6 protein-coding genes, 1 tRNA gene and 1 rRNA gene are annotated in these 6672 nt (G+C 42.9%); 4 read left to right on the top strand and 4 right to left on the bottom strand.

From position 1 onward, the window contains the following. Positions 1–184: 184 nt before the first annotated feature. Both C234_RS0112610 and C234_RS18290 read left to right on the top strand, forming a co-directional pair. Positions 185–257 (top strand) — tRNA-Phe (locus C234_RS0112610). 157 nt (positions 258–414) lie between these two features. Continuing rightward, a complete protein-coding gene (locus C234_RS18290) occupies positions 415–726 on the top strand; it encodes an ISAon1 family transposase N-terminal region protein (RefSeq protein WP_034540668.1) in 312 nt (103 codons plus the stop codon). Here C234_RS18290 and C234_RS0112600 read toward each other — a convergent pair. The 3 genes from C234_RS0112600 to C234_RS18205 all read right to left on the bottom strand — a co-directional run bounded on the left by C234_RS0112600 (position 701) and on the right by C234_RS18205 (position 3672). Then, entirely contained in the window at positions 701–1684 is a 984-nt protein-coding gene (locus C234_RS0112600; RefSeq protein ID WP_027326060.1) for an ISAon1 family transposase, read from the bottom strand. The genes C234_RS18290 and C234_RS0112600 overlap by 26 nt on opposite strands. A 38-nt stretch (positions 1685–1722) precedes the next feature. Then, positions 1723–3072, bottom strand: a complete 1350-nt coding sequence (locus tag C234_RS0112595) for an IS110 family RNA-guided transposase (protein WP_051290267.1) — start codon at positions 3070–3072, stop codon at positions 1723–1725. Positions 3073–3345: 273 nt separating this feature from the next. Beyond that, positions 3346–3672: an ISAon1 family transposase N-terminal region protein gene (locus C234_RS18205; RefSeq protein WP_027326058.1), complete on the bottom strand. Its 327-nt coding sequence runs from the start codon at positions 3670–3672 to the stop codon at positions 3346–3348. A gap of 179 nt (positions 3673–3851) precedes the next feature. Between C234_RS18205 and C234_RS0112585 the strand changes: the two genes are divergently transcribed. Further along, entirely contained in the window at positions 3852–4811 is a 960-nt protein-coding gene (locus C234_RS0112585; RefSeq protein ID WP_027326057.1) for an ISAon1 family transposase, read from the top strand. Positions 4812–4832: 21 nt separating this feature from the next. Continuing rightward, positions 4833–6017 carry an IS4 family transposase gene (locus C234_RS0112580; protein WP_051290265.1) on the top strand — a complete coding sequence of 395 codons (1185 nt, stop codon included), beginning with the start codon at positions 4833–4835 and terminating at the stop codon, positions 6015–6017. Positions 6018–6433: 416 nt separating this feature from the next. Here the strand turns inward: C234_RS0112580 and rrf are convergent. Continuing rightward, positions 6434–6544: ribosomal RNA gene (rrf, locus tag C234_RS0112575) — 5S ribosomal RNA — on the bottom strand. Between the last annotated feature and the right edge of the window lie 128 nt (positions 6545–6672).

Raw genomic sequence — 6672 nt, 5'->3', positions numbered from 1 at the left:
TGTCTGATGAAGAATTCAGATCGATAGCACAAGCTATCAACTCCTCCCTATAAACCATGATAATAAATAAGCAGAATGTATATCCAAAGTCTTATTAAATTTTCCATATACATTCTGCTACTTTTTTTAGAATATTCATTGCATTATTAGAAAATATCCCTATCTTTGCACCCGCAAACAAAAAGGTGCCATAGCTCAGTTGGTAGAGCAAAGGACTGAAAATCCTTGTGTCCCCGGTTCGATTCCTGGTGGCACCACTTTGAAGAAGGCAAAACGATGTAAATCCTTGAATTTCGAAGAAATTCGGGGATTTTTCTTTTTCAAGAATAGGCAAAATAAGTAGGATTAGGGGCTCAGTTTCTATTTTTGGGGATTTAACATATTAAGATTCCATGGATTTTTTATCTTTGCCCCATGAAAAATCCGGCAATAGATTACAAATCGGTCCTTTCGTTTTTTCTCCCCCAAGGACTCCTTGATTATTTTGATATCGTGGATTTCAGCGATATGGGTTCCTATTACATGATTAGCCTTGAGGAGCTTCCATTAGTTCCCTGCGAGTATTCACACCTTGGTTTGGTATCCAAAGGTTTCTACCCGGAAGTTGTGATAACAGACTTCCCGGCTCGAGACCGTACAGTCTACCTTAAAGCGAAGCGCCGCAGGTGGGAAGCCCGGCTCAGTAGGAAAAAGGTGGGGACTATGCGTATAACTTTGTTAGTCTAAATAAAAAGAATCTCTTATCAGCTACACCTCTAATGTTAGCCCTGAATAGCTTAATCTTAGCATTGAAAGATTCCGCAGCCGCATTGGAAGATCTATTGTTATAGAAGTTCAATATATCCTCATAATGTTCATAGAATGTAGCCGCAACTACATTAAAAGAATGAAATCCTGCTTCTTCTACTTTGTTATACCATTTTGCCATACTTAGTCTTGCTGCATCCTTGATGGTGTTTTTTGCAAAAATCATTCTCAAAGAATGACATAGTCCGTATGCCGTTTTAAGTTTTGGGTATTGCTCAAATAGAATTTCTGCTCGTTGCTTTTGGGAATCAGTCCATTTCTCTGCTGACTTAAACAAAAGGTATCTACTCCTTGCAAGTAGTTCTTTCTTTGTCTCACCGTTTGCAAACACCTTTGGATAGTATTTATTCCCTGTGAGCTTAGCGTCCTCCATTTCGTCATTTGCCTCTTGGATAGCATCCCAACGATACGCTATTCTCATTTCCTGTACCGCATCACAAGCTAACTTTTGAATATGAAACCTATCAATAACTCTTTTGGCATTAGGAAAACAATGACGTACTATTTTACGCATGCTATCAGATAGATCCAAGGTAATCTCTTCTACCTTTTCTCGCTCTACTTCATCTATTTTATCAAGGTGTTCCTGAACTTTATCAGCTTTAGTGCCGGTAATAATTGCTACCAAACAACCTTTCTGGCCGTGTGCCTCTCTGTTGGTAACGATAGTATATAGTTCGCCATTAGACAAAGCAGTCTCATCTATGGCAAGTGAAGTGCCAATATTTTCAGGGAATACTAACCAATTTTGGCAGTGCTCAAGCTGTTCCCAGCCTCTATAACCACTCAGGATTTCCTTATATTGCTTTTCAAACTGATGCCCGTCTATATGATAGAACTCTTCAAGCGTACGACAGGTCACCGGGGATGTCTCCATACGTAGCTTCCATAGAACCCTCTCAAACTATTTGATTTTCAAGATACATTTTTCAGTTTCATCAATATGCGTTCCAACTTAGCTATCTTTCTCTCGGCTAACTCCCTTTCGCCAAGTCCAACTTTACTTGCGTTGTATGCGGCTTTCGTTTTTATCATTGTGTAGAAAATCTTTGCCATTTTATGAGCAGTTGCAACATTAGCCTGCAGTGCTCCGCTCCTCGATTTTATACGACGGTAATAGTTCCCCATTTCCCCTTTATCTCTGGCTAATGGGGCAACAGCGGTCCGAAAAATTTGACCGACAGGATTTTTCCGCTTCATTATCTTGCTGGATAATATCTTGCCACCGGATATTTTGTTGTTGGGAGTTAAATTACACCAACGGCTGAACTTTTCGGCAGACTCGAACTTGTCAACAAAGTCATGTCCCAGTTCACCTATCAGATGCATGACTGCAGTATCTTTTAGACCGGGAATCTCAAATACATTTACTCCCCACAGCTGATAAGCAAAGTTCTCGATATCCATCTTTGGAGCATTCTTTGAGCGTTTGTTCTTTCGTTGGCATCTAATTAGTTCTGCATCACTTGCCTCTATTTGCGCCCCATATAAGGATAGCAGTTGCTCAATTTCCATGTCACACTCAGCAACTTGCGACAAGAAAAAATCATAAGCAGCAAGGCTCTGCTTAAGCATAAACAACAAATCTACATCCCATGTACCTTCAAGGGATAGTGCAATATCTTCCTGGCTGGCCTTACAGTTAGGTTCAGCCAAAGCTGCTAATTCATAAATGTTTCTTTGTCCTTGCAATATAGCTGTGATTATTCTTCGTCCGGAAAGTCCTGTTATGTCTGATAGAACCGTGGAGAGTTTGATGTTCATCTGCTCCATAGCCTTTTGCATATAAAGCACTTCCTTGTCCGCCATCCTTATCAGATTGCTCCTCTGTCTTGTGAGGTTGCGGATTTGTCTTGCCGCATTACCGGGTTGGTAGCAGGGGCTTAACAGACCATATCTGTGAAGAACCATGAGCCACTCTGCGTCTGCCGCATCCGTCTTCTTCCCAGACAGATTTTTGACATCCGCAGGATTAGCCAGAAGCACTTCGATACCTGCATCTTGCAGCTTCAAAAAAAGAGATAAGTAATAGACTCCGGTTGCTTCCATTGCAACAGTAGTGATGTTACAACCAATGAGCCATTCTACAATCGTATTCAAATCTTTGGTAAAACTTCCAAATCGACGATTGTTGTCACCGTCCCGATCTTCAGGCACGCACACTTGCATCTCAGTGTCTGCGATATCGATACCGGCTGCGTTAGGATTGACAATGGCCAATTTGTTACCATCGGAGGACTTAATCATTCGTGCTTGATTTTTCATGGCTTACTTGTATTTTTATTTAAATAACGGTAAGCCTGCTATCACTCGAATTCGGTACTCTTCCATACGGCATCTTGCGGCCAATTATCATTCTACGGATTAGCAGAGTCAGACTTTTAATTGAGTTTTACTTCATTCATTGTTTTGACCTTTGTGCTTACCGCAACAAAAATATGGAATATCTTCGGTAATATGTTGAAAAAGGTAACGTCCGGGTTCTTTGAGTTTTATTCCCTATGTATGAGGGTGGAGGACTTTTAAAAAAGCTCCGAACTATTTACTATAGCGAGTGCCGGAGGCTGTAATATCAATATTTAATGGCAATGAGAAACTTCGACCTGTACGCGTATCTACCCAACGGCGACGGCGAAGAACAAGGACAACTTTATGGTCACGAATGGGAAAGTCTGTAACTTCCACGGTAGCCATAAAGCCTTTGGACTCAAAATGGATATCATCCGATAGTTCCTTTTCCATCTTCTCATCTAAGTGGATACGAAACAAACTTGAACTCCGGTCTATCTGTACTATGAGGAAATAACGGAGTAACTCACTAGGGAGAACTAAATCGGCTAACTGATATAGATGTTTTTCTTCCATGATGCAAAGGAAAGAAAAAGTATAGATAATATAAAATTATCCACACCTTTTTCCTACTGAGCCGGAAGCCCCCAAAGATGGCAGGACTTACCACCGTGACTGGTCACTCATAGCCCAAGGCACCCGCATAACTCAGGAGTTTGCGGATTTTTTAAAAGAGTTACATTGATACCCATGAGGTGAGCATTACCCTTGTAGCCAACATCTTCAAACTTGATTCCAAAAGACTTACAGCCTACTACAAGCACCACCTGAGCGACTTCAGGAAGTGGGAGCAGGCTGATCATTCCAAGGAATGCATATTTTTCCCCGATAATATGGGTGAACATATCTCCTTGGATGAGACCTCGCTGAACAATGGCGAGCTGTATACAGTGCTTACCAACAAGGCCGGGCACGGCAAGAAAGGTACGCTCATTGCCATGGTGAAGGGAACCAAAAGTGAGGAGGTATGTGACCGGCTGAGTGAAAAACTACCTGAAGAGTTGCGACTGAAGGTCAAGACCATCACGCTTGACATGGCAGGCAGCATGGCAAGAATCGCCAGAAGATGCTTTCCAAAGGCAAAGCAGATTATAGACCGTTTTCATGTACAGAAGGAGTTCAAGGAGGCGTTGCAGAATTTGAGGATACAGGTTATGGAAGATGAGAACAGGAAGATTAGGGAGTATAAAGAACGTGGTGAGGCTTATCATTCAGAGGTTTTCTCCAATGGGGATACTAAGAAGCAGCTTCTTGCAAGAAGCAGGTACATCCTCTTCAAGAACCCCGATGACTGGACATCGACACAAAGGAAGAGGGCAGAGATTCTCTTTGAGCAATATGATGACTTGAAGCAGCTGTACTACCTTTCAGTGCAGTTGGGACAGATATATTCCACAAGCTATGACAAGAATGTTGCCGGAGTGAAACTGGCGTTGTGGTTCAACAAAGTCGAGCAATGGGGATACCCACAGTTCAACACTGTGGTAAAAACATTCGTCAATCACTATGAAAGGATACTCAACTTCTATGATGAAAGGATGACCAATGCAAGCGCAGAGTCCTTCAATGCCAAACTCAAACAATTCAGGGCTACTTTCAGGGGAGTGGCTGATCCTAAATTTTTTCTTTTCAGAGTTGCAAAGATATTTGCATGAATTGTTAAATCCCCAAGAATAATGACAGAGCCAAAATCTCTTGATCGTGATAAAATAGTTCAAATGAGTCGGACACAGGGTGGTGAACGCTATGTAAAATCGTTCGACGGTTGGCATCATCTGCTCACCATGCTTTATGCTGTCATTATGCGTTTCGACTCCTTGCGGGAGATAGAGGCTTCTATGCAGGCAGAAGTGCGTAAACTCGGTCACATCGGTTTGGAAACGGTTCCCGGACGCAGCACCCTGTCGGACGCCAACGCCCGACGCTCCGAGAGGTTCTTTGAGATGGTCTATCGCGACCTTTACGAGCAAAACAAAGCATTTCTTTCCTCGGACAGCCGAAGACATGAGCCGGAGAACCGGATGAAGCGTCTGCGCATCATCGACTCTACCACGATTACACTCTTCTCCAATCTCCTTTTCAAAGGTGTTGGGCGCCATCCCAAGTCGGGCAAAAAGAAAGGAGGTATCAAGGTTCATTCCGTCATTCATGCCAACGAGGGCGTACCCTGCGACGTTCGGTTTACCTCCGCTGCCACCAACGACTCCTTCATGCTTGCTCCTTCTGAGTACCATAACGGAGAGATTGTAGCTTTGGACAGAGCTTATATCAATTATGGGAAGTTTGAAGAACTCACTATGCCAGGCGTGGTGTATGTCACCAAGATGAAAAAGAATCTCACCTACCAATTACTTTCTGACCGTATGTATATGACCCGGCAAGGAGTGATGGAGTATCGGGAACAAACGGTGGTGTTCAACAAGGGCAACACCCGGCATAAGGCGCGTATCGTTACATACGTGGATATCAAAAAGGGCAGGCAGCCTAAACTTGTGAGCTTGCTGACCAACGATTTTGACATGCCACTTGAAACCATCGTGGAAATATACCGCAAACGATGGCTCATAGAATCACTCTTCAAGCAAATCAAGCAGAATTTTCCCCTCAAATACTTTTATGGAGAAAGTGCCAATGCTATCAAGATACAGGTTTGGGTGACACTCATTGCTAACCTGCTTATGACACTTCTGCAAAGAAGGCTGACACGCCCTTGGAGCTTCTCGGGATTAGCTACCATGGTAAGAATCATCCTGATGTACTACATCAATATGGATACGTTCTTCGAACGACCCGACGAAGACTTAAAATTACTCCTAAAACAAACAGCCGAAGAACCTCCGGAAGAAGAGAATTTGACATAAGGGGGCTTGTCCGTAAACTGAAATACCCCCAACACGTGATAGATAACGAGTTGGGGCAAGATAATTATGGTTTAGCGGACAGCAATAATTCAAAATTATCGGTGTCCGCTAAAACTATTTCTGATAATATAAGTTAGGGCTGAATTCGTCATCTGAAATCCGGCTCTTTTGGTTTCCCTTGCTTTTGCCCAAAAACAAGTATGACACGAACAAAAGTACGCATTTTATCGGACAGCCGATGTTTGGCAGCTGATAAATTTGCTCTCAAAGCCGGAAATTATCAGATTCAGTCGTGAAACAGGCGTGAAGGGGATGACAAGCACTTTGATGCCTGGAAGCATCTTGGTAATCGGTAGTGTCCTAAAAAAGATTCCCCTCTCTTCCTTCTGAGGGGAAAAGAGGGGAATACAAGAAAAAAAAGGCGGCGACCTACTCTCCCACTGTGACGCAGTACCATCGGCGCGGCGAGGCTTAACGGCTCTGTTCGGAATGGGAAGAGGTGGAACCCTCGCGCTATAACCACCTGAAAAAGGTTATGACATGAGAAAAAAGAAAAAAAACGAGGCTAAAAGAATATACCAAACAAAAAGGGAGTAAAATAAATCCAAAGGAAAAACCCCGGAAAAGAAAGAATACGGGCAATTAGTAATGCTCG

The sequence above is a fragment of the Bacteroides pyogenes DSM 20611 = JCM 6294 genome, assembly GCF_000428105.1.
Classification (GTDB): Bacteria; Bacteroidota; Bacteroidia; order Bacteroidales; family Bacteroidaceae; genus Bacteroides; species Bacteroides pyogenes.
Note: the sequence above shows the minus strand (reverse complement) of the source record. Positions and strands in the feature narration are given on the sequence as shown.